Origin of the sequence: Pseudomonas sp. MD330_10, from assembly GCF_042610415.1 — a bacterium.
Lineage (GTDB): Bacteria > Pseudomonadota > Gammaproteobacteria > Pseudomonadales > Pseudomonadaceae > Aquipseudomonas > Aquipseudomonas rhodesiae.
In genome coordinates, this window is sequence record NZ_JBHGZU010000007.1 from 332,740 (window position 1) to 351,544 (window position 18,805).

The window sequence follows — 18,805 nt, forward strand, 5'->3', positions numbered from 1 at the left end:
GTTTAGAGGGTCAGTAAACGGAACAACGCGATCTTGTTGATCTCGTCCAGCGCGCACTTGAACTCGGCGTCCGCCGAGTTGTGAATGCGCGTTTCGAACGCGGCGAGTATCTGATGCCGGTTGCTGCCTTTTACCGCCATGATGAAGGGAAACTTGAACTTGGCTTTGTAGGCTTCGTTCAGCTCGGTGAAGCGAGAAAACTCTTCGGCCGTGCATTGGTGAATACCGGCGCCGGCCTGTTCGTTAGTGCTGGCTTCGGTCAGTTGGCCCTGGACGGCGGCTTTGCCGGCCAGGTCCGGGTGAGCGTTGATCAGCGCCAGTTGACTGGCGTGATCAGCGCTCAACAGGATATCGCTCATGCGCTGGTGCAGGGTTTCGATCTGATCGATCGACGCGTCCTGGCCCAGGTCGAAGGCCTTTTCGGCCACCCATGGCGAATGTTCATAGATATCGGCAAAGGCGCGGACGAAGGCGTCACGGCTCAAGGTCGAGGGTTGCAGGGTTTGGAACGCAGTCATTTCGCCGCTCCCTTGTACGGGTGGGTGGCTTGCCAGTGACGGGCGATGTCGACGCGGCGAGTGAACCACACCTGTTCGTGGCTTTTGGCGTATTCGATAAAGCGTTTGAGCGAGGCCAGGCGCGCCGGGCGACCGATCAGGCGGCAATGCAGGCCGATGGAGAGCATTTTCGGTGCCTCGGCGCCTTCGGCGTAAAGCACGTCGAACGCATCCTTGAGGTACTCGAAGAAGTCATCGCCTTTGTTGAAGCCCTGCACCTGGGTGAAGCGCATATCGTTGGTGTCCAGGGTGTAGGGGATCACCAGGTGCGGCTTGCCGGTGGGGGTGTTGGGTTCCCAGTAGGGCAGGTCGTCGTCGTAGGTGTCGCAGTCGTAGAGAAACCCGCCTTCCTCCATCACCAGCCGCCGCGTGTTGGGGCCGGTGCGCCCGGTGTACCAGCCCAGCGGGCGTTCGCCGGTCAGCTCGGTGAGGATGCGGATGGCTTCGAGCATATGCTCGCGTTCCTGGGCCTCGTCCATGTATTGGTAGTCGATCCAGCGGTAACCGTGGCTGCAGATCTCGTGGCCGGCGGCGACCATGGCGCGGATCACGTCCGGGTGACGCTGGGCGGCCATGGCTACGGCGAAGATGGTCAGCGGGATATCGAATGCTTTGAACAACTTAAGGATGCGCCACACGCCGGCACGGCTGCCGTATTCGTACAGCGACTCCATGCTCATATTGCGTTCGCCTTGCAGCGGCTGGGCCGAGACCATTTCCGAAAGGAACGCCTCCGACTCTTTATCGCCGTGCAAGATGTTGCGTTCACCGCCTTCTTCGTAGTTGAGTACGAACGACAAGGCAATGCGCGCCTTGCCTGGCCAGTGGGGGTGAGGAGGGTTACTGCCGTAACCGATCAGGTCGCGTGGGTAGTCAGCGCTCACTGCAGTCTTCCTTCTTGTGCGTGGTAACAAGTGCGTGGCGGCCAGCGGAAAGACTGGGTGGCGTCACAGCGATGGACTGATTGTATACAACTTGCTGGTCACTTTGTAAGCCTGTATTTCCGCATTTTTTCCAAGCCATCTGCACGGCTTAACCCTGCAAGAAACTTGCCCGGTTGGTCAGTAAATGTATAGCAGTCCTTTTAACCGCAAGGTTTACCGAGGATTCACCAGCGCGAAAAGCGCTGCGGAGCGTGCTGAAAATTTTGTGGTTTTTATTGTGTACAATTTTTATCAAAAGTGTCTTAATCAGCCATCGCCGTCTTTTTCTCGCCCTGAAAAGGTGCGGCCTTTCTCACTCGACTGAACGGAGCCCCGATCCATGGGACGACTGACCACACACGTACTCGACGCGGCCCACGGCTGCCCCGGCAGCGCAATCAAGGTTGAACTGTACCGCGTCGAAGGCACGCAGCTGGAACTGGTGGCCAGCGCTGTGACCAACAGCGACGGTCGTTGCGACACGCCATTGCTGCAAGGCGACGACTATCGCAGCGGCGTCTACCAGGTGCAGTTCAGCGCCGGTGACTACTACCGCGCCCGCGGCGTACAACTGCCGGAGCCGGCCTTTCTGGACGTGGTGGTGCTGCGCTTCGGCATCAGCGCCGAACAGGATCACTACCATGTGCCCTTACTGATTTCGCCTTACAGCTACTCCACTTATCGCGGTAGCTGAGTCGTCCCCGCGCTTCACACCCCCAAAGCTCTTCGTTGGTTTTTCGCCCGCTCACACTGCGGGCTTTTTTTTGCTCGGGCGGCGTTCAATTATCTAGCGCCTGCGCGAGCTTGGCCCTGCCTAGGCTAGGTGTTTTCCTCGACGAAGATACCGCCGTGACCTCACTTAACGACGACCCTACCGCGTTGCCTGCCGAGGCGGACGACCCGGCCCGCGCCGCCCACGAAGCGCGCCAGGCCCTGCGCGCCCAGCTGACCCAGCGGATCAACAGCAGCCCCCATCCCAGCCGTCTGATCAACCAGCTGGCGACGGCCGATCTGCGCTGCGCCGACGCGGCACGCCGCGTGTCAGGCCTGATTGCGCGCGCGCCCAAGGTGCTGCGAGTGATTCGCGCCGCCCTGCGCCAGGCCTTCGATCTGGACCCGGATACGTTGCTGTTCACCGAACCCTTGCCGCCGGCCACCGCGAGCAAGGTGGAGTGCTTGACCGACCGCGCCCTGCAGTTGCTCGTGCTGCCGTCGGTGCCGCTCAATATCAATCAATTCACCGCCCTCAGCCTCAAGGACGAGCCGACGCGCCGTTTGCCGTTCACAGCGCTGGAAGCACTGCAGCGAGTTGTCGCACTCAAGTTGTTCGAGCGCCTCAACACCGCTCAGACCGAGTACTGGCAGACCCTTGCCACGGGTTCCTGGCAGACCCGCGAGGAGCGCTGGGTGGAACTCCACAGGCAATTGTTCGCCGACCGGGCGCTGGTGGCGCGGCAATTGGACGAGCTGTCCAGCGCTGGTGCGGTCATGGTCCAGGCCCTGGTGGACGCACCGACCGCCGAAGCCCGCCAACGTGCGGGGCAGCAGTGGGCCAGCGTACAGGCCTGCCAATTGATGTGGCCGGGAGTGGGGCCGCGACTGATGCCCATCCCCAGTGCGTTGCATCTCTACCGGCAAGGCGACCCGGTGGGCATGCCCCATGTAATGTATCTGCCGGGGCTGAATCGCCCCTTTTACGAGTATCCGTCCTTTGCTCAGTTGCAGTGCGGCCTGGTCGCGCTGATCCGCAGCACGTTATTTGACGACCTGTGGCAATGCCTGCCGTTGCGACGTCGACACGAGCTGTGTCAACCCGGCATGGCGTTGACAGCGGCTCGCGGCTCGGCGCTGCATGGCGATGCCTTGGCTCTCAGCGCCCTGGCGATTCGCGACGGGCAATGGGAAAACGAGTTGGCCTGTGCCGTGTCGATCAACCTTGCGCAGGTGTTTTCCGCTGCGCGGCGGCCGGCTGTGACCGATAAGGCGCGGTTTCTCGCCCAGATCGAGCGGGGTCGGCGTCACAGCATCGGCAAGTCGCGCCTGGGGCCAATCCGCCGCGAGCTGTTGGACTGGGACCAGCAGCGTCGCCGTCAGGAAATCAATTTCGCCAGCACGGCGCCGGGCCTGGCGTTGAACACCGTGCAGCAGCAGGTCAAGCGTTATGAGAAGGGCCTGACTGCGCTGCTGGACCCCCACGACCCCGGCCAGGACACCCCGGCCTGGCAGGAATCAGTCACGCTGGAAAACCAACTCAACAGTCACGCTAACGGCCTGCGCACGCTGCTGCACGATGCTCAATTGAAACTGTTCGACGTGGCGTTCTGGGCCGCGCGCGCCGACGGTACGGCCCGGCGGGTGGCATGCTTTATCGCTGTCTGGCGCGAGCTGCTGCGTGACGAGGTTCAGTTGCAGCATCGACTGCGCTTGCTGCGCACGCCCCATCGCGATCTGCTGCTTGAGGTGCTGGACGCTCCGCTGACCCGTCAGCGTGAGGGCAGTCAAGCCCGGGTGTTGTCGGTGCGAGTGGGCGGCGAGCCGCTGCATAGTCTGTTTGTGGTGACCGAGGCGGCGGCCCTCGACGATGCGCAGCGACGTGCGCCGGTGCTATTGTGCGCGTTCGGACAGGAGGGTGGGGTGGCGAGCTTTGTTCGTCTCGACGCGCTGACCGAGGGGGTCAAGGCCAGTTTTGCCAGCCGTGACGCCTCACTGATGTGGCAGTACGTCGATCGTCAGCACCGTGGTGCGGTGCGCGCAGCGGTGGCCGGGCAGACTCTGGCCGTCAGCTATGCCCCCATCGACGGCGACCCGCTGCTGTTCGCGCTCAAGCGGCTGCTCAAGGGTTATATGCGCGTGTACCGAGGGATCGGGCGCACTCCCCCGGTATTCAGTGAAGTCAGCGATGTGCACCTGAGCGGTCTGTTGCTGGCCCAAGAGCTGGCGCAGCAGCTCACGGCTCCGGCCAGCGCAGCGCGGGGGCGGGCGCGGGCCCATGTCGATCTGGTGCGCCAGGCGATGGGCGCGCAGCCCACACTGCCGGCGTGGCTGAAAGAGGCGTCGGCCGCGCAGCTCGACCGATTCAAACGCCTGCAAGGCCACTACCTGAGCAGCACTTTTGCCCTGCAGGCACGTATGGAACAGTGCCTGCCGGATTTGCCCAGCTTCGCCCGCCGCGTACTTATTGCCCGTTTACGCGAGGACGGCCTCCCTCCGGCGGTGGACATCGACACGCCGTTTATCGAAATGCCCGACCATGTCGACGGTCGTTTCTGTAGTGCAGATGCCACCTGCAGTGTGGGCGATCGCAAGGAAATCCTCACTCCCAGCACCGGGCGCACTCAGTTCACTTTGCTGCAACTGGCGCTGCATAACCTCGATCCCCAGATGTTGCCCACTTGGTGGCGATTTAAATATGCGCAGTACCTGAAGCCCGAATGGAAGGGGCTGCTGAGTCCGCCCTACCTGATCGCCATGGTCTCCTCGCTGGATATCGGCGGTCAGTATGAGGCGCTGATCAATGGAGTGTTTTACCCGCGCGACGAGGCGCCACGGCGCTTGACTGAGGGGCGCGTGCCCACCTTGCTCAGGCGCGCGCTGGTCACAGGCGCTGACGCGCACCTGTATTCGGCGACTCAACAGGGGCTGACGCCCAGCGCTCAGCGCCTGTTCAGCCTGGCCATGGCGGCGCGCACGCCGAACGACTTGCGCCAGCAGGGCTTTCACCTGCAACTGTATGTGGTGCATCTGGTGGGTCACACGTTGCAGCACGATCGCTACATTGCCGGCATCGTGGTGATTCACGACCTGCTGTCCCAAGCCTGCGTGGTTTACTGGCCCGCTGCGCCGGATGGCAATGCCATCAGTGAGCACAGCAGCCTGCAACTGGCGCGGGAATATCTGAATCGCATTGGCGCAGTACCGCCTAATACCAAAGCCTTGGCGCGGCACATCGCACCCGGCTGGGCATTCGAAGCCATCGCGCACACGCCTGACGAAGCCTGCGCGCAGCCGCCGCAGTTCCAGGCGGTGTATCTGTTGCCGGGGTACGTCATGTTGCAAGGGCTCTGGCGCGGCGCCGAGTTTGTGCGCTCGTTCAGTGTCAAGCATCAGGAGCCGACGGCGCTGGCCGCGGAAGCCGAAGCGCAGACCCTTGAGCAGATCGCCAGCGATCCCTTGAACTGGTTGGCATTGGTGCCCACCTCCCAGTGCGATGCCCAGGCCCTGTTGTACCAGGCGCGGGTGCTTGAACTGCATCGTCAGGCCCAGGCCGGCAGCCACTCCGGTAAAACCCTGGAAAAGTACCGCACCCAACGCTTGCAAGCGGAAAAAGACCGCCGCGACCGGGCATTGCTGTCGCTTTTCGTGCCCTGGTTCGGCTTGGTGAACCAGCTCTACGAGGTGTTGTTGGCGGCACGGCGTTATCACCATAGCGGTGACCCACGGGATGCGGTGGATGTGGCATTTGGCGCGGTATTCCTGCTGGTGGATCTGATACTGAGCGTTATGCCTGGGCCAAAAGCGCGCAAGGGCGTACCGCTACGCTCCATGGGGATAGGTCTGAACCGCCTGCATCGCACCACGCTCGTCGAGGTTGGCCGGTTGCCTCGGCTGGGCCGGTCGGCTTCTCCCGCTGGTCAGCTCAAACTGCTGGAGCGATTCAAGAAACCGGGCGTGCCAGCCGACGCCGTGCCGCTCAGTGGGCCCGGCGAAAAAGGCCTGTACGTCAAACACGGTGAGCCATTCATGTTGGTAGGCGAGGACCGTTACCCGGTTTACCGACGCGGCGACGAGCAGTTTTTGCGCCTGAGAAACCAGGACGCGCCGGGCCAGGATGAACTGATCCTGACGATTCACGCGCCCGGTGAATGGCTGCTGGGTGCGGACGCTCCGGTGGCCGGCCCCAGCTCTGGGGTGCTCAATCCGTGGCGGTCTGACACGCCGGTCGCCTGGTCGCCACCGGCGCGCGGCGCCACCGAAACCGCCGTGCGTCAATCGCCGGGCTCTCAGGTGGAGTGGCGCGATTGGCATGCCAATATCGTTGCGCAGTTGCCGGAAGCGCCGTCTGGGCATGGGGTGTTTCTGGTGCCGATGCAGCCTGAAGTCGCGTTGCCCCATCTGCCGTTCAGGTCGGTTTCTTCTTCACCGTCGTTGCAGGAGCGTAACTACTACGTAGTCAGGATCGACGGCCACTACTACCGGTTGCTGCCCCAGGGCAGCAACGCGCCCCTCGACCAGATTATTTTCCTGACGAAAGACAACCCACTTTTCTCTCGGGCTGTCGACGATATCGAGCGTTGGCTCAACAGCCAGCTCCACGAGCAACCGATTCCGGCGACCCTGAACGCCGAAAAGCGTTGGCAACTGCATCGCCCGTTGTTCGACCGCCCGCTGGAGCAATCCGTGGCCCAGGTGTTTCCCGGCATGACCCTGGCCAGCCGACGTTTCGCCGGCCAGCGCTTGATCGAACTGGCGGACACCGGCCGCACGGCGTCGGCCACGCACCTGTTGAACGTGCGCGCAACCCTGGACGGCTGGATTGCGGCCGGGGGCCAGACCGACGACCTGTTCAAACTCCTGCGCCCGGCCGAACCCTCGGGCAAACACGCCTTTTTCATTGGGTTCGAAGGCAAGGCGCCTGGCTTCTCGCGCGTGGATTTCCAGCCGCCCACCCCCTTGGCGGCGTCACTCAAGGCGCCTGTTTCCGCGTCGCTCGGTGTGTTGCAGAAGAAGCAGGCAAAGGATGTGCTCTTGCGGGAGCGAGGCCAGGCGCAGCAGGCCGCAATCAGACAAGTGTTGGAGGCACAAGGCTTTGTGCTCAGGTCGATGAAGAAAACCCATGGCGGGCGGGAGCATTTCGTGTGGGTGTGTACCCATGAGCGCTCCGACAACGTGTATTACCTGTCGACCCAATGGCTTGAATCAGGCAGCGTTGCAGCCGTTCCCAGGTTGTCGAAGGAATCGGTCGCCAAACAGCTGACCCTTCATCCGACGTCAGAGGCGCATCGTCTGGTCAACGATGCAATGGGCAGCGAGCGCTTGGTGACGATGGTGGGGGGCATTCAGTGGCCGGTCAAAGGCAACCTTGCCCCCACCGTGTATTTCATCAAGCCTCAGCTTACTAGCCCTTGAGCAGGGAGACCGCGCCGGCACCGCCAAACAGCCCGGCGCTGAAGCGGTTGAACCAGCTCTGGCCCTTGCCGGTGCGCAGGTAGCGCGCCGCGCCATGGGCGCCGAGGCCGTAGGCCAGCTTGCAGAGCAAGTCGAGTACGGTCCAGGTGGCGATCATGATCAGCAATTGCGGCAGGAACGCCTGCTGGCTGCTAAGAAACTGCGGCAGGAAGGCGGCGAAAAACAGGATGTCCTTGGGGTTGCTGGCGCCCAGCACAAAGGCTCGCCCGAACAACGCGCGAAAACGCGGCACCGGCACCGCGTCCGGCACCACCGCGCCTTGGGACGGCAGGCGCGATTGCTGCCAGCTTTGCCAGGCCAGGTAGAACAGGTACAGCGCGCCGACGATTTTCAATGCGCTGAACAATTGCTCGGACGCCAGCAGCAGCGCCCCCAGACCCAGCGCCGAGGCACTGAGCAGGCAGATCGAGGCGAACACCCCGCCCAGAAACGCCGGATACGAGCGGCGCAGGCCGTAGTTGAGGCTGTTGCTGATCATCAGCAGTGACAGCGGGCCTGGAATCAGGATCACGATCAAGGCAGCGCCGGTGAACAGCAGCCAGGTTTCCACGCTCATTACATTCCTCCCTTCATGCAAAAGCCCCACCCGAAGGTGAGGCGGTTATCGCCGTTTGCCTGGGTTACAGGAAAACGAATTTGGCGATGAAAATCGCGCACAGCACCCACAGGCTGATGGATATCTCACGGTATTTGCCGGTGCCGGCCTTGAGTGCCACATACGTGATAAAGCCCAGGGCGATGCCGTCGGCCACAGAAAACGTCAGCGGCATCATGATCGCCGTGACAATCGCCGGGATGCTGTCGGTGGCTTCGTCCCAGTTGATATGGGCCATGCTTGCCATCATCAGCATCGCGACATAGATCAGCGCGCCGGCCGTGGCGTAGGCCGGAATCATGCCGGCCAGTGGCGCAAAAAACATCGCCGCCACAAACAGCACGCCCACGGTCACGGCGGTCAATCCGGTGCGCCCACCGGCGGCCACGCCGGCAGCGCTTTCCACGTAACTGGTCACTGGCGGCACACCGACCATGGCCCCAAACACGCTGGAGGCGCTGTCGGCCTTGAGGGCGCGGGACAGGTTATCGATCTTGCCGTCGGCATTCACCAGCCCGGCCCGTTGCGCGACGCCCATCAAGGTGCCCGCGGTGTCGAACATGTGCACAAACAGAAAGGCGAACACCACGCTGATCATGCTGACGTTGAATACGCCTTTGACGTCCATCGCCATCCAGGTCGGCGCCAGGCTCGGCGGGGTGGACAGGATGCCGTTGTAATGCACCAGGCCCAGGCCCCAACCGGCCAGGGTCACGGCAATGATGCTGATCAGAATCGCGCCGAACACGCGGTGGTAGCTGAGGATCGCAATCAGCAAAAAGCACACCGCCGCCAGCAGCGGTGCCGGCTCGTGCAGCGACCCGAGCTTGATCAGGGTGGCCGGGCTGTCGACGATGATGCCGGCGGTTTTCAGGCCGATCACCCCAAGAAACAGACCGACACCGGCGCCCATGGCATGCCGCAGGCTGACCGGGATGCTGTTGAGCAGCCACTCACGGATGCGCGACAGCGTCAGCAGCATAAACAGCACCCCGGAGATAAACACCGCACCCAGGGCGGTTTCCCAGTGATAGCCCATGGTGCCGACCACGGTGTAGGTGAAAAACGCATTCAGGCCCATGCCCGGCGCCAGGCCCACCGGCCAGTTGGCGTACAGGCCCATCAGCAGGCAACCGAGGGCGGCGGCGATGCAGGTGGCGACAAAGGCCGCACCGTGATCGATGCCGGCATCGGCCATGATGTTGGGGTTGACGAAAATGATGTAGGCCATGGTGATAAAGGTGGTGAGGCCGGCGATCAGCTCGGTCTTCACTGTGGTGCCATGCATGCGCAGTTTGAACAGGCGTTCCAGCCAACCGCCTTGGGAGGCGGGTGACAGGTCCAGCGTAGGGGCTTCGGATTTGCGGCTATCCACAGCGAGTACTCCTCAAGCATTTTATTGTTATGGCCAGCGCAGGGCGCTGTGAGGTTACCGGCGGGTTTTGTTGACTGATAGGTCAGGAACTCGCACGAAGCGAATTATGCTTTTGTATACAAAGAAAGCAAATAATGTTTTCCATTTTGTGTGCGAAAGGGATGAAAGGCAAACCTCTAGTTTTTTGCGCTCAGCGCCATATTCACCGCCAGCCAGCCTTTCACCGCCTCTTCACCGGCTTCACTGAAGGCGCGCTGCAGCAACTTCACCTGCTCGCGGCGCAGGGATTGTTCGAACCGTCGACCGTCTTCGCTGAGCTCCAGCAGGCGTTTGCGCTTATCGGTCTGCGACGCCACGCTGCTCACCAAGTGCATTTCCTGCAGTTGGCGCAACGGCATGTTCAGCGCCTGCTTGCTCACCCCTAGCAATGCCAGCAACTGCGTCACGCTCAGGGCCGGGTAGCGGGCGATAAAAAACACAATGCGCTGATGTACCCGGCTCAGGCCGCGACGTTCGAGCATTTCATCGGCCTTGGCGGTGAACGCCTGGTAGCCGAAGAAAAACGCTTCCATGGCTTGCTGCTGGCTGTTTGGGTTTTTAAGGTCAAGCATGTTGACGTATCCAGGTGAGCTGTCGTAATTTCGGTCAACCAGTTTGACGTATTTCCCACAGTCTTCGCCAGCGGTGACCTTATGGCCTTCTCCGAACGTGTTACGCGCCTTAAAAGCTCCTTGATCCGTGAAATCCTCGCCGCGGCGCAGCGCCCGGAAGTGATGTCGTTCGCCGGCGGGCTGCCGGCCGAAAGCATGCTGCCGGCGTTGAACTGGGATGACATGCCATTGAACATCGGCCAATACGGCATGAGCGAAGGCGAGCCACAGTTGCGTGAATTGCTGGCTGCCGACGCGCGCGCCCTGGGCGTGCCGTGCCAGGCCAGCCAGGTGCTGGTGGTCAGCGGGTCCCAGCAGACCCTGGACCTGGCGGCCAAGCTGTATATCGATCAAGGCACGCCCATCCTGCTCGAAGGCCCGACCTACCTGGCCGCGTTGCAGATCTTCCAGCTGTTCGGCGCCGATTGCCTCACTGTGCCCCTGGAGGACGACGGCCCCGACCTGGCTGCGTTGCGCGCCAAGCTTGAGCGTCATCGCCCGGCGTTCATCTACTTGATCCCCACCTTCCAGAACCCGTCGGCGGTGCGCTATAGCGAGGCCAAGCGCGATGCTGTCGCCGCGTTGCTCGACGAATTCGGCGTGACCCTGATCGAAGACGAACCCTACCGCGAACTGACCTTCGACGGCGCCAGCGCGCGGCCCATCGTCAGCCGCCTGCACAAGGCCAGTTGGATCTACACCGGCACCGTGTCCAAAACCCTGCTGCCGGGCCTGCGCGTCGGTTACCTGATTGCCAGCCCCGACCTGTTCCCGCACCTGCTCAAGCTTAAGCAATCGGCGGATCTGCACACCAATCGCGTGGGCCAGTGGCAGGCGATGCAGTGGATCGGCACGCCGAATTATCAGCAGCACCTGGCTGAACTGCGCCGTTTTTACCGCGAGCGCCGCGATGGGTTTCAGGCCGCACTGGAACGGCATTTCAGCGAACTCGCTGACTGGCAGGTGCCCCAGGGCGGATTATTCTTCTGGCTGACCTTGAAACAGCCGCTCGATACCCGCACTTTGTTGGCGCCCGCGCTCGCTCAGAACGTCGCCTTTATGCCCGGCGAACCGTTCTTTTCCGAGCCGGACCAGCACCTGGGCTCACTGCGGCTCAATTTCAGCCATATCGACCCGTCCCGCCTGGACGAAGGTCTGATGCGTCTGGCCGCCGTGATCCGTCAAGCACAGCACGCGCAAGCGGCATAAGGGGAACCCCATGTACAAGGTTTATGGCGATTACCGCTCGGGCAACTGCTACAAAGTCAAACTGATGCTCAACCTGCTGGGTATCCCGTATGAATGGGTGAATGTCGACATCCTCAACGGCGACACCCAGACCGCCGAATTCCTGGCCAAGAACCCCAACGGCAAAATCCCGGTGCTGGAACTGGAAGACGGCACCTGCCTGTGGGAATCCAACGCGATCCTCAACTTCCTCGCCGACGGCAGTGAGTTTCTGCCCACCGAGCCGCGCTTGCGCACCCAGGTGCTGCAATGGCAGTTCTTCGAGCAGTACAGCCACGAGCCTTACATCGCCGTGGCGCGGTTTATCCAGTACTACCTGAACATGCCGGAAGATCGCTTGGAGGAATACAAAACCACCCATAAGGGCGGCTACAAGGCGCTGCGGGTGATGGAACGCCAACTGCAAGCCACGCCATATCTGGTGGGCGAGCAGTATTCGATTGCCGATATCGCGCTGTATGCCTACACCCATGTGGCCCACGAAGGCGGCTTCGATCTGGCGCCGTACCCGGCGGTGCAGGCCTGGCTGGCACGGGTAGCCAGTCATCCCAAGCATGTGGCGATGCTGGACTGATCACTCCATTCAGTTCGATGACGTGTCAGATAACTCATCGCTCAGCAGGTCGAAACAGCGCTGCGCCGCCGGGCTCAGCGTTGTGCCGCTGCGACTGATCAGGCCGATCTCCCGGCTTACCCCGGGATGATCGATGGCGATCCGCTGTAACCCCTCCAAACTGTCCGCCGCCGATTCCGGCAACACACTGATCCCCAACCCTTGACGCACCAAGGCCAGCACCGTCGACATGTAGTTAGCCTCCATGCCGGCCGTCATGCTCAGCCGCGTCTGGTCGAACAGCGCGTCCACCTGCTCGCGCACACTGCTGTCGCGGCCGGTGAGGATGATCGGCTGGTCCGCCAGTTGCTCCAGGGACAAGCGTGGCAAAGCCGCGAAGGGATGAGACAGCGGCACAAACGCACACAGGCGGTCATTGAGTACCGGCACGAAATCCAGGCCATGGCTTAATCGCGCCCGCACGCCGATGCCAAAGTCCACGTCGCCGGCGCGCACCTGCGCATGAATGCGATGGGCCACCACGTCGTGCAGGCGCACATCGATCCCGGCAAAGCGTTCGCGGAACAGACGCAGCGCCGGGGGCAGGCTACCGGCGCACACCGAGGGCAGGGCGGCAATGGTCACCACGCCCCGGCGCAACGCGGCGAGGTCGCGCGAGCCGGTGACAATGTTATCCAGGTCCAGCAGCAGTTTTTCCATCGGGCCGCGAGCTTCCTGGCCGGCTGGGGTGAGGCTGACGTGGCGCGGGCTGCGGTCGAGCAGAGCGATGCCCAGCCACTCTTCCAGTTGCTGCACTTGTACGGTGAGCGCCGACGGCGAGAGGTTCATTTCGCTGGCGGCCTTGGTAAAGCTGCCGGTGCGCGCGACGGTGAGAAACGCTTGGATATGCTGGATCGAATTTTTCATCGTTTTGTTTTTCCGAACATGCCGGGCTGAATATTCCAATTTACAAAGACTACCGCGCTTCCAATACTCCGTGGAAAACAATAACCGGCCAGCAAAGGCCGCTCTGGAGTCCCCATGCTCGCTACCCTGGGTGTCATTACCATCCTGTGCCTGCTCATTGCCGTCATGAGCAAACGCCTCTCGCCACTGGTGGCCCTGATCGCCTTGCCGATCATCGCCGCGCTGCTCGGCGGGTTCGGCCTGCAAACCAGTGCCTTCATCATCACCGGAATCAAGAACGTCGCGCCTGTTGTGGGGATGTTTGTGTTTGCCATCCTGTTTTTCGGGATCATGACCGACGCAGGCATGCTCGACCCCATCATTGACCGCATCCTGCGCACGGTGGGCACGCGCCCTACACGGATTGTCGTCGGCACCGCGACCCTGGCGCTGCTGGTGCACCTGGACGGCTCCGGTGCGGTGACCTTCCTGGTGACGGTGCCGGCGATGTTGCCGCTCTACACGCGGCTGGGCATCGACAAACGCATCCTCGCGTGTGTGTGCGCCATGGCCGCCGGGGTCAACTTTTTGCCGTGGACCGGCCCGGTACTGCGCTCTTCGGCCGCGCTGCATGTGCCGGTGGCGGACCTGTTCCAACCGCTGATTCCCGTGCAGATCGTGGGGCTGATCTTTGTGTTCGCCTGCGCCTGGTGGCTGGGCCGGCGCGAAGAAAAACGTCTGGGCCTGGGCGCCGGTTCTACGGTAGACGCCGTGCCGCAACGCGTACTCAGCGAGGACGACCTCAAGCTGCGGCGCCCACGGCTGTTCTGGCTCAACCTGATCCTGACCGTGCTGGTGATGGTGGTGATGATTGCCGGTTGGGTCGACCCGGTGGTGATGTTCATGCTCGGCACCGTCGTGGCGCTGTGCATCAATTACCCGAACGTGGACGCCCAGCGTGCGCGCATCGACGCCCATGCAAAAACCGCCTTGACCATGGCCAGTATCCTGCTCGCCGCCGGGGTGTTCACCGGCATCATGCAGGGCACCGGCATGCTCAAGGCCATCGCCGAAGTGGCGGTGGCGCAGATTCCGGCGGGCCACGGCAAGCTAATCCCGGCGGTGGTGGGCTTTATATCCATGCCCCTGAGCATGCTGTTCGACCCCGATTCCTACTATTTCGGCGTGATGCCGGTGATCGCCGAAGTCGGCAAGGCCCTCGGCGTGGACCCCCTGCAAGTGGCCCAGGCCTCGCTGCTGGGCGTGCACACCACCGGTTTCCCGGTCAGCCCGCTGACCCCGGCGACCTTCCTATTGGTGGGCCTGTGCAAGATCGAACTGGCCGATCACCAGCGCTTCACTATTCCGTTTCTGTTTGCCGCGTCAGTGTTGATGACCCTGACCGCGTTGCTTTTGGGAGTGATCTGACATGAACACCTTGCGCATCGGTTCCGGCGCCGGCTATTCCGGCGACCGCATCGAACCGGCCGTGGAATTGGCCGAGCACGGCGACTTGGATTACCTGGTTTTCGAATGCCTGGCCGAACGCACCATCGCCCTGGCCCAACAAGCGCGCATCAGCGATCCCAAGGGTGGCTACGACCCGCTGCTGGGCGAGCGCATGCGCCGTGCGCTGCCGTTTGTCGGCGCGCAGCCGGGGCGCCGGCGTTTGCGGGTGATCACCAATATGGGCGCGGCCAACCCGCTGTCGGCGGCCGAACACGTACGGTGCATCGCCGCGGAACTGGGCCTGGACCTCAAGGTCGTGGCGGTGGTCGGCGACGACGTATTGCCGCTGCTACGCCCCGAGCAGGTGCTGGATAACGGCCAGACCCTTGCCTCACTCGGCGCGCGAGTGATCTCGGCGAACGCCTACCTGGGTGTCGATGGGATCCTGGAGGCCCTGCGCGCCGAGGCCGATGTGGTGATCACTGGGCGCGTGGCCGACCCGTCGTTGTTCCTTGCGCCGCAGATGTTTGAATTCGGCTGGGCCGCGGACGATTGGCCGCGCCTGGGCCGGGGCACCTTGGTGGGGCACTTGCTCGAATGTGCAGGACAGGTCAGCGGCGGCTATTTCGCCGATCCGGGGTTCAAGGACGTGGAGGATCTGGCGCGGCTCGGCTTCCCTTTGGCCGAGATCGATGCCGAGGGCAGCGCGGTGATCACCAAGGTTGCGGGTTCCGGTGGGCGGGTCAGCCGCGCCACTTGCACCGAGCAATTGATCTATGAGGTGCATGACCCGGCGGCCTATCTCACCCCCGACGTGATTGCGGACTTTTCCCAGGTGAGCTTTGTCGACGAGGGTGTGGATCGCGTTCGGGCCCAAGGCGCCGATGGCCGTGGGCGCCCGTCGCAGTTGAAGGTCAGCGTGGGCTATCTGGATGGCTGGATCGGGGAAGGGCAGATGTCCTACGGCGGCCCCGGCGCTGTCGCACGGGCGCAGTTGGCGCGGGATGTGGTGCTCAAGCGTCTTGAATTGATGGGAGTGAAGATGCAGGAGGTACGCGCCGAACTGATCGGTATCGACTCGCTGCACGGTCCGCGCAATAGCGTGGAGCCCTGGGAAGTGCGCCTGCGCGTCGCCGCCCGCTGTGAAGAGCGTAGCGACGCCGTGCGCATCGGCAACGAGGTGGAAACCCTGTACACCAACGGCCCGTCCGGCGGCGGCGGTGCCAGCAAAAGCCTACGCCAGGTGGTGGCGGTGGCCTCGTTGCTGCTGCCCCGTGATGCGGTCAACCCGAGGATTCAGGCATGAAACTGCACACACTGGCCCATTCCCGTACCGGCGATAAGGGCGATACGTCGAATATCTCGATCATTGCTTACCGCGCCGAGGATTACCCAAGGCTGTGCGAACAGCTCACCGCCGAACGGGTCGCCGAGTTTTTCGCCGGGTTGCTCGGCCCGGGCGCGGCACCGGTGCGGCGCTATGAACTGCCCCATGTGCACGCGCTGAACTTCGTGCTGCCGGGGATACTGCGCGGCGGCGTAACCCGCTCGCTGGCCCTGGATGCCCATGGCAAGTGTCTAGGCTCGGCGCTGCTGGATCTGGAGCTCACCCCGGCAAAAGGGCGATAAGTCTGTCAGACGGCGGCGAAGCGTTTATCCAGGTAATCGATGATCACCTTGGAGTCGTACATCCAGGTGGTCTGGCCGTTTTCTTCGATACGCAGGCACGGCACCTTGATCTTGCCGCCTTGCTCCAGCAGGGTCTGACGGTCCTGCTCATTGTTCTTCGCGTCCTTCAGCGCTACCGGCACATTCAGGCGATGCAGAGTGCGGCGGGTCTTCACGCAGAACGGGCAGGCGTGGAACTGATACAGGGTCAGGCCCTTGGCCGCTTCGTTGACCTGTGCCTGTTGCTCGGCGGGGCGCTGCTTTTTACGGGGACGGGTCAGTAAATCGCCCGCGATGATGACGTGGCCGAGGCCCACTCGAAGTGCTTTGACGAACATGGCTGAAACCTCTTGCCCAACACAGAAGGGGCCGCAGCTTACCTGATTTGTGCAGGCGAAAAAAAACCGGCGATGAACGCCGGTCTTTTCCTACGCAGCTGCTTACTTGATCAGGCTGAGAAATTCGCTGCGGGTGGCTGCGTTTTCGCGGAATTCACCGAGCATCACCGAAGTGATCATCGACGAATTCTGCTTCTCCACGCCGCGCATCATCATGCACATGTGCTTGGCCTCGATCACCACCGCCACGCCCAGTGCGCCGGTCACCTGCAGCACGGCATCGGCAATCTGGCGGCTGAGGTTTTCCTGGATCTGCAGGCGACGCGCATACATATCGACGATCCGCGCCACTTTGGACAGGCCCAACACCTTGCCGCTCGGGATATAGGCCACATGGGCCTTGCCGATGAACGGCAGCAGGTGGTGTTCGCACAGCGAGTACAACTCGATGTCCTTGACCAGCACCATTTCGCTGTTGTCGGAACTGAACAAGGCACCGTTGGTGACTTCTTCGAGCGTCTGTTCATAACCGCGGCAAAGGTATTGCATCGCCTTGGCGGCACGCTTGGGCGTGTCGAGCAGGCCCTCGCGGGAAACGTCCTCGCCGAGTTGGCCGAGGATCGCGGTGTAATTCTGTTCCAATGTCACAGAGCTGTATTCCGTATGGGTTCTAGAGGGGTACGGTTTATGTCTGTACCAATTTTGTACCAATCAGGCTTTGCTCAAGCTTCCCAACTTCACTCCAGTCTTCACTGGAGTTGATCCATCGGGCGTAAGTCGTCAGCAGCATTTGCACGCTGTGACCGAGCTGATTAGCAATGAACCCAAGGTTCATGCCTGCCATTAAGCACATGGTAGCGTAAGTATGGCGGCAGTTGTATTGCCGTCTCGCCCGGATCTTCAACGCGACCAGCGCCGCCTTGAAGTGCTTGTCGGTCACGCTGGCTTGCTGAATGAACTCGAAGTTCTTGGTCGGCGGGAAAACGTACGGCGATTGTCTATGCTGCCGCCGGCTTTGTTTCGCCCTCAACTCGGCCACACCTTTGGCCACCTCAACGGCATTCAACGCCCTGCTATTCAGCATAACTCGCCGCGCTTCGCGGGTTTTCGTGCGCTCCTCGATTTTGTAGTCAGCCACGATTCTGCACACGTTTGCCACCCGCCACTCCGTATCCACCTCATCCCAGCGCAACGCCGCTATCTCCCCAGGCCGCATGCCGGTGTAAAACGCGAACTCAAAGTAGGCCGCGTAGACCTGCATTGATCCGGTCAGCACCTCGTACTGGTGCCCTATGATCAAATCCGCCTCCGCTACTGTGAAAGGCTCCACCGGTTTCTTTGCCTTCACCGGCAGTTCAATTGAGCCGACCGGGTTCCTGGTTATCAGCTCATCGTTCACGGCGCACTCGAACATCGTGTGCAGCCGCTGGATCGCCGAGCGCTTCACCGTCGACGACTTCCACGGCGTCTCTCCAGCTATTTTCCGAAGCATTGCTGATGTGATCTGATCGATCGGAAGCAGCGCAAGGTGCGGCATCCAGTAAAGGTTGAGGGAGATTCGATAGTTTTTCCGGGTGCCCCCGACCACTTCACGGCTGTCGAGTCAGGTCTAGGCATACTCGCCAAACAACGGAGTCGCGGAGTAGGTGGAATATGTCGAGTTCGGGAAAAGCTCGGCGTAACGCTTGTCGTCCATTACGCCGTGTTTGATCAGGCTTATTACTGTAGCGCGTAGATCTGCTGCCGCTTTAATGTCTTTTGGCGTTTGGGTGTAGGCGAGGGTCTCGCAGCGCCTGAACTGCCAGGTGAAGCGAATGCGGACTGATTGGCCTGCGAATTCAACTCCGGCGGGCAATCCCATAGGCTTTCTAGCCACGCCTCATATCTCCTGATGCTGTAGTAAATCTGGCCGTCAATTTCGCTCCATACCCCTTTCGGGTTGATATTGCGCTGGCGCTTGCCCTGGAGCGCGCGCCGCGTTGTCCCGACCATCTCCGCGATTTTGTCGGACAGGTACTCGACGGGTATCTGCTCTGCTGCTGCCATAACTACCTCCCGCCGCCCGCTGCCGGCCGCGCTGTCTTGATGATGTGAACGATCATGCCGAAGGTGAACAGCATCCAGGCGCAGGTTCCGCCGAATGCGTAGAGAAGGTCGGACGTCTCTCCGTCCATGACCAGTTCGGGTGCGATCCAGAAGATCCAGCAGACGGTGCCGGACACGTACAGCGTTATGCCCACAATGAGCAGGGTGAGTTTTATTGCGAACATGGGGTGTCCTTGCCGCGCTGGGCGGCTGAAGGTGGTTATTTGTTCGGCCAGCCGAGAGGCATGCCGTCGGGGCGAGTCAAGTGCGCG

General features: G+C 62.0%; 17 protein-coding genes and 1 pseudogene. 7 read left to right on the plus strand and 11 right to left on the minus strand.

Features of this window, described 5'->3' with window-relative positions; all coding sequences use genetic code 11:
* Positions 1 to 2: 2 nt before the first annotated feature.
* Together uraD and puuE are read right to left on the minus strand one after the other, a co-directional pair.
* Positions 3 to 518 (minus strand): 2-oxo-4-hydroxy-4-carboxy-5-ureidoimidazoline decarboxylase, encoded by a 516-nt coding sequence (gene uraD, locus ACFZPT_RS14470; RefSeq protein WP_034099380.1) that lies wholly within the window; start codon positions 516 to 518, stop codon positions 3 to 5.
* On the minus strand, positions 515 to 1,441 hold the full coding sequence (gene puuE, locus ACFZPT_RS14475; protein WP_034099379.1) for an allantoinase PuuE: 927 nt from the start codon (positions 1,439 to 1,441) through the stop codon (positions 515 to 517). The genes uraD and puuE overlap by 4 nt, the downstream gene beginning before the upstream one ends.
* 379 nt (positions 1,442 to 1,820) lie before the next feature.
* Here puuE and uraH point away from each other — a divergent pair, with 379 nt between their 5' ends.
* Positions 1,821 to 2,174, plus strand: coding sequence for a hydroxyisourate hydrolase (gene uraH, locus ACFZPT_RS14480; protein WP_034114675.1), 354 nt, complete (start codon positions 1,821 to 1,823; stop codon positions 2,172 to 2,174).
* Between the two features lie 155 nt (positions 2,175 to 2,329).
* Complete coding sequence (locus tag ACFZPT_RS14485) at positions 2,330 to 7,606, plus strand: dermonecrotic toxin domain-containing protein (RefSeq protein ID WP_256593232.1); 5,277 nt, start codon at positions 2,330 to 2,332, stop codon at positions 7,604 to 7,606.
* Here ACFZPT_RS14485 and ACFZPT_RS14490 read toward each other — a convergent pair.
* The 3 genes from ACFZPT_RS14490 to ACFZPT_RS14500 all read right to left on the minus strand — a co-directional run bounded on the left by ACFZPT_RS14490 (position 7,596) and on the right by ACFZPT_RS14500 (position 10,247).
* Complete coding sequence (locus ACFZPT_RS14490; protein ID WP_034114670.1) at positions 7,596 to 8,222, minus strand: LysE family translocator; 627 nt, start codon at positions 8,220 to 8,222, stop codon at positions 7,596 to 7,598. The genes ACFZPT_RS14485 and ACFZPT_RS14490 overlap by 11 nt on opposite strands.
* Before the next feature lie 64 nt (positions 8,223 to 8,286).
* Complete coding sequence (locus ACFZPT_RS14495; protein ID WP_371263967.1) at positions 8,287 to 9,549, minus strand: NCS2 family permease; 1,263 nt, start codon at positions 9,547 to 9,549, stop codon at positions 8,287 to 8,289.
* A 263-nt stretch (positions 9,550 to 9,812) separates the two neighbouring features.
* Positions 9,813 to 10,247: a MarR family winged helix-turn-helix transcriptional regulator gene (locus ACFZPT_RS14500; RefSeq protein WP_034114667.1), complete on the minus strand. Its 435-nt coding sequence runs from the start codon at positions 10,245 to 10,247 to the stop codon at positions 9,813 to 9,815.
* Positions 10,248 to 10,328: 81 nt separating this feature from the next.
* Between ACFZPT_RS14500 and ACFZPT_RS14505 the strand changes: the two genes are divergently transcribed.
* Positions 10,329 to 11,495: a PLP-dependent aminotransferase family protein gene (locus ACFZPT_RS14505; protein WP_034114665.1), complete on the plus strand. Its 1,167-nt coding sequence runs from the start codon at positions 10,329 to 10,331 to the stop codon at positions 11,493 to 11,495.
* 10 nt (positions 11,496 to 11,505) lie between these two features.
* Positions 11,506 to 12,108 carry a glutathione S-transferase family protein gene (locus ACFZPT_RS14510; protein WP_034099363.1) on the plus strand — a complete coding sequence of 201 codons (603 nt, stop codon included), beginning with the start codon at positions 11,506 to 11,508 and terminating at the stop codon, positions 12,106 to 12,108.
* Positions 12,109 to 12,117: 9 nt separating this feature from the next.
* On the opposite strand, the gene ACFZPT_RS14515 is transcribed toward ACFZPT_RS14510, so the two are convergent.
* Positions 12,118 to 13,014: a LysR family transcriptional regulator gene (locus ACFZPT_RS14515; protein ID WP_034114663.1), complete on the minus strand. Its 897-nt coding sequence runs from the start codon at positions 13,012 to 13,014 to the stop codon at positions 12,118 to 12,120.
* Between the two features lie 114 nt (positions 13,015 to 13,128).
* Between ACFZPT_RS14515 and ACFZPT_RS14520 the strand changes: the two genes are divergently transcribed.
* Genes ACFZPT_RS14520 through ACFZPT_RS14530 form a run of 3 tightly spaced genes read left to right on the plus strand, consistent with a single transcriptional unit; the run spans position 13,129 to position 16,071 of the window.
* The gene (locus ACFZPT_RS14520) at positions 13,129 to 14,421 is read left to right on the plus strand and encodes a CitMHS family transporter (protein ID WP_034099360.1); all 1,293 of its coding nucleotides are present in this window, start codon (positions 13,129 to 13,131) and stop codon (positions 14,419 to 14,421) included.
* 1 nt (position 14,422) lies between these two features.
* The gene (locus ACFZPT_RS14525) at positions 14,423 to 15,748 is read left to right on the plus strand and encodes an acyclic terpene utilization AtuA family protein (RefSeq protein WP_034114661.1); all 1,326 of its coding nucleotides are present in this window, start codon (positions 14,423 to 14,425) and stop codon (positions 15,746 to 15,748) included.
* Positions 15,745 to 16,071 carry a hypothetical protein gene (locus ACFZPT_RS14530; RefSeq protein ID WP_034099357.1) on the plus strand — a complete coding sequence of 109 codons (327 nt, stop codon included), beginning with the start codon at positions 15,745 to 15,747 and terminating at the stop codon, positions 16,069 to 16,071. The genes ACFZPT_RS14525 and ACFZPT_RS14530 overlap by 4 nt, the downstream gene beginning before the upstream one ends.
* 5 nt (positions 16,072 to 16,076) lie before the next feature.
* Here the strand turns inward: ACFZPT_RS14530 and ACFZPT_RS14535 are convergent, their stop codons facing one another.
* The 5 genes and pseudogenes from ACFZPT_RS14535 to ACFZPT_RS14555 form a co-directional block, all read right to left on the minus strand.
* Complete coding sequence (locus ACFZPT_RS14535) at positions 16,077 to 16,448, minus strand: glutathione S-transferase N-terminal domain-containing protein (RefSeq protein WP_034114659.1); 372 nt, start codon at positions 16,446 to 16,448, stop codon at positions 16,077 to 16,079.
* Positions 16,449 to 16,550: 102 nt separating this feature from the next.
* A complete protein-coding gene (gene folE, locus ACFZPT_RS14540; protein WP_003175229.1) occupies positions 16,551 to 17,096 on the minus strand; it encodes a GTP cyclohydrolase I FolE in 546 nt (181 codons plus the stop codon).
* 37 nt (positions 17,097 to 17,133) lie between these two features.
* Positions 17,134 to 18,264, minus strand: a pseudogene (locus tag ACFZPT_RS14545) (tyrosine-type recombinase/integrase).
* Positions 18,168 to 18,494, minus strand: a complete 327-nt coding sequence (locus ACFZPT_RS14550; RefSeq protein ID WP_379555385.1) for a hypothetical protein — start codon at positions 18,492 to 18,494, stop codon at positions 18,168 to 18,170. Before ACFZPT_RS14550 ends, ACFZPT_RS14545 begins: the two are co-directional and overlap by 97 nt.
* A gap of 2 nt (positions 18,495 to 18,496) precedes the next feature.
* On the minus strand, positions 18,497 to 18,718 hold the full coding sequence (locus ACFZPT_RS14555) for a hypothetical protein (protein ID WP_034099855.1): 222 nt from the start codon (positions 18,716 to 18,718) through the stop codon (positions 18,497 to 18,499).
* Between the last annotated feature and the right edge of the window lie 87 nt (positions 18,719 to 18,805).

What these genes read in the sequence shown, in the direction of transcription:
- ACFZPT_RS14555 (WP_034099855.1), bottom strand. Translation starts at nt 18,718, where the DNA reads ATGTTCGCAATAAAACTCACCCTGCTCATTGTGGGCATAACGCTGTAC.
- ACFZPT_RS14490 (WP_034114670.1), bottom strand. Translation starts at nt 8,222, where the DNA reads ATGAGCGTGGAAACCTGGCTGCTGTTCACCGGCGCTGCCTTGATCGTG.
- ACFZPT_RS14520 (WP_034099360.1), top strand. Translation starts at nt 13,129, where the DNA reads ATGCTCGCTACCCTGGGTGTCATTACCATCCTGTGCCTGCTCATTGCC.
- ACFZPT_RS14530 (WP_034099357.1), top strand. Translation starts at nt 15,745, where the DNA reads ATGAAACTGCACACACTGGCCCATTCCCGTACCGGCGATAAGGGCGAT.
- ACFZPT_RS14535 (WP_034114659.1), bottom strand. Translation starts at nt 16,448, where the DNA reads ATGTTCGTCAAAGCACTTCGAGTGGGCCTCGGCCACGTCATCATCGCG.
- ACFZPT_RS14505 (WP_034114665.1), top strand. Translation starts at nt 10,329, where the DNA reads ATGGCCTTCTCCGAACGTGTTACGCGCCTTAAAAGCTCCTTGATCCGT.
- uraD (WP_034099380.1), bottom strand. Translation starts at nt 518, where the DNA reads ATGACTGCGTTCCAAACCCTGCAACCCTCGACCTTGAGCCGTGACGCC.
- ACFZPT_RS14495 (WP_371263967.1), bottom strand. Translation starts at nt 9,549, where the DNA reads ATGCATGGCACCACAGTGAAGACCGAGCTGATCGCCGGCCTCACCACC.
- ACFZPT_RS14550 (WP_379555385.1), bottom strand. Translation starts at nt 18,494, where the DNA reads ATGGCAGCAGCAGAGCAGATACCCGTCGAGTACCTGTCCGACAAAATC.
- ACFZPT_RS14525 (WP_034114661.1), top strand. Translation starts at nt 14,423, where the DNA reads ATGAACACCTTGCGCATCGGTTCCGGCGCCGGCTATTCCGGCGACCGC.
- ACFZPT_RS14510 (WP_034099363.1), top strand. Translation starts at nt 11,506, where the DNA reads ATGTACAAGGTTTATGGCGATTACCGCTCGGGCAACTGCTACAAAGTC.
- ACFZPT_RS14500 (WP_034114667.1), bottom strand. Translation starts at nt 10,247, where the DNA reads ATGCTTGACCTTAAAAACCCAAACAGCCAGCAGCAAGCCATGGAAGCG.
- uraH (WP_034114675.1), top strand. Translation starts at nt 1,821, where the DNA reads ATGGGACGACTGACCACACACGTACTCGACGCGGCCCACGGCTGCCCC.
- ACFZPT_RS14515 (WP_034114663.1), bottom strand. Translation starts at nt 13,014, where the DNA reads ATGAAAAATTCGATCCAGCATATCCAAGCGTTTCTCACCGTCGCGCGC.